The sequence below is a fragment of the Okeania sp. genome, from assembly GCF_983059655.1.
Genome location: NZ_CEZPJD010000996.1, coordinates 1 through 2,493 on the forward strand (window position 1 = coordinate 1; position 2,493 = coordinate 2,493).

The 2,493-nt window shown below is 37.0% G+C and carries 1 protein-coding gene; it reads right to left on the minus strand.

Annotation, left to right across the window (positions count from 1 at the left end):
- Positions 1-872 precede the first annotated feature (872 nt).
- Positions 873-1,874 carry a rod shape-determining protein gene (locus tag AC3DU7_RS31030; protein ID WP_488043084.1) on the minus strand — a complete coding sequence of 334 codons (1,002 nt, stop codon included), beginning with the start codon at positions 1,872-1,874 and terminating at the stop codon, positions 873-875.
- Positions 1,875-2,493 lie beyond the last annotated feature (619 nt).

The window sequence follows — 2,493 nt, forward strand, 5'->3', positions numbered from 1 at the left end:
TAAATTTCAAAAAGTAAAGAACCTTGAGTTTGTCTAACCCAAAAAGCTGCACTTATTGCTACAATTAACAATGCAGCTTTTTTCATTATTTTTAAGCTTCGACGGCGCAATGTTTGCATTGGTAAAACCTGAAAATTTGCTACTACTTTAAACTTTATTACTACTAATTTATATTCAAAACAGAAACTTCTGTGTAAGCATTCAGCGGTCAGCTATCAGCTATCAGCTAGCTTCCTATAATCGGAACTGCGGACTTCAGCTTTATTACTTTAGTGGACAGTTTAAGCTCGTTATTTTTGTGCTGCAATTCTTTGTTGAAAAATGTAGTAGAAATTAAGCAAGTGCTTGCTTCATTACATTAAAAAAGCTGTTTGCGCAACATTCCGCAGGAAATGCTTATTTGATAGTTAATCAGCAACCTCTAACTAGCTAATATTTGATTATTGAAATCGCAATTAACCATGAGTTATTAGTAATTAGTCTTCTTACTGAATTTCGATATTTACTAACTTACTAATTTTAAAAATACAGAATTAATGAGAAATAAAAAATAGGGAACAGAGATTAAATTTGTACCTCAAAATTATCAAAAGTTCTGTGAAATAATATATCTTTATGTTATTATCATCACGCTTTTCAATAGGTACTCAAATATAGTAGAAGCCCCAAAAATTAGGAGTTATAAATAAAGACAAAACTAAGAAATACAAATAATTAACCTTCTAAATCTCTATAATTTTGCTACAAAATAGCCGAATTTTAGCTAGTAGAAGAGGGCGGGAATAACTAACCAGTTATAAAATCCAAAAAGCCTAAATTAAATAATTAATACTTTTGACTTTTAACTTCCGCGTAGCGACACTAGCTGAATTTTAGCGAATTTGTCCACTAAAAACCCTTTCAAGTTGTTTAAAATTCTCCAAGACACGACCAGTACCCAAGACTACACAGGAAAGTGGATCTGCTGCAATATGAGTGACAATACCAGTTTCATGACTAATTAAAGTATCTATCCCTCTTAATAAAGCACCACCACCAGCTAGCATAATACCTCTATCTATAATATCTGCTGCTAATTCAGGAGGAGTACGTTCCAAAGTTCGCTTTACTGCCTCTACAATTATTGATAGAGGTTCTGTCATACTTTCTCTAGTCTCTGCAGATTTAACAGTAACAGTTCTGGGCAAACCTGATAATAAATGTAAACCTCTAACTTCCATTGTTTCCTCATTATCATCCTGAGTCGGATAAGCTGAACCCAATTTTATCTTGATATCTTCAGCAGTCCGCTCCCCTATTACCAAGTTATGGACTTTTTTCATATATTGAGTAATAGCATCATTCAATTCATCTCCAGCTACACGGACAGACTCACTTAAAACTGTACCTTGTAAACTTAGAACAGCAACTTCTGTAGTCCCCCCGCCAATGTCCACAATCATATTACCTGTGGGTTCGGCCATAGGTAACCCTGCACCAATAGCAGCAGCAACCGGTTCATCAATTAATCGTACCTCTCTCGCACCAGCATGAGCTGCAGCTTCCATTACAGCTCTTCTTTCTACACCAGTTACTCCGCTAGGAATGCCAATTACAATTCTTGGAGATACTAAAGTTTTTCCTTCATGAACTTTTCTAATAAAATGCTTTAGCATTAGTTCTGCTGTATCAAAATCAGCAATTACTCCATCCCGCAAAGGTCTGACTGCAGTTACATTAGCTGGAGTTCGGCCCAGCATCCTTTTTGCTTCTTCCCCTACTGCTATAGAAGTTTTTTGCTCCTGGTCAATAGCTACCACAGATGGTTCTTGAAGAACAATACCTTTACCGGATATATATACAAGGGTATTTGCAGTACCCAAGTCAATTCCAATGTCCCTAGACAAAGAAAAGCGATTTATCCAACTCACTGACTTTTGACCCCCAAAATTCAATCTTAAGTTTATGTAATAATTTATCAATAAATATAGCTGAGGTACTCTACTCTGTTTTTACCGAAAAGCGACATTGAAGGTCCCCGTGTTTTAGCCGGGGGATGAAAACAAGAGAGTCATTTAGATTAGATAACTTTAGTTGTCCTGTGCTATTTTTATCAATAAAAAGTAAGCAGAACGCTAGGCATTGGCCTTAGCCGACTGTGTAGGGGCACTTTGACTTGTCCCCAAAGAATATATCTTTGGTCAGCTAAGTATAGATGTATCAACAGGGATAAATCGCTGTTGCGTAGCATCTACTTAGAATCCCCGTGACTTGAGTCCGGGGAGTAGTCAACCCTCAGTCTATCAGGACTATAGAACCCCCGATCGTATCTTTGTCGGCGATTCAGTTTTTTTGCCAGGAGTTAGGAGGTAGAGGGAAGGTATAAGGGAAATAAGGTTGAAAAATACTCCCCAGGTCCCTATCTCCCCAACTCCCCAGAACCCTATCTCTCCGTCTCCCCATATCTTTATTAAATAGATATCAAATGGGTTCTATACAAGAATTGATGTAAGC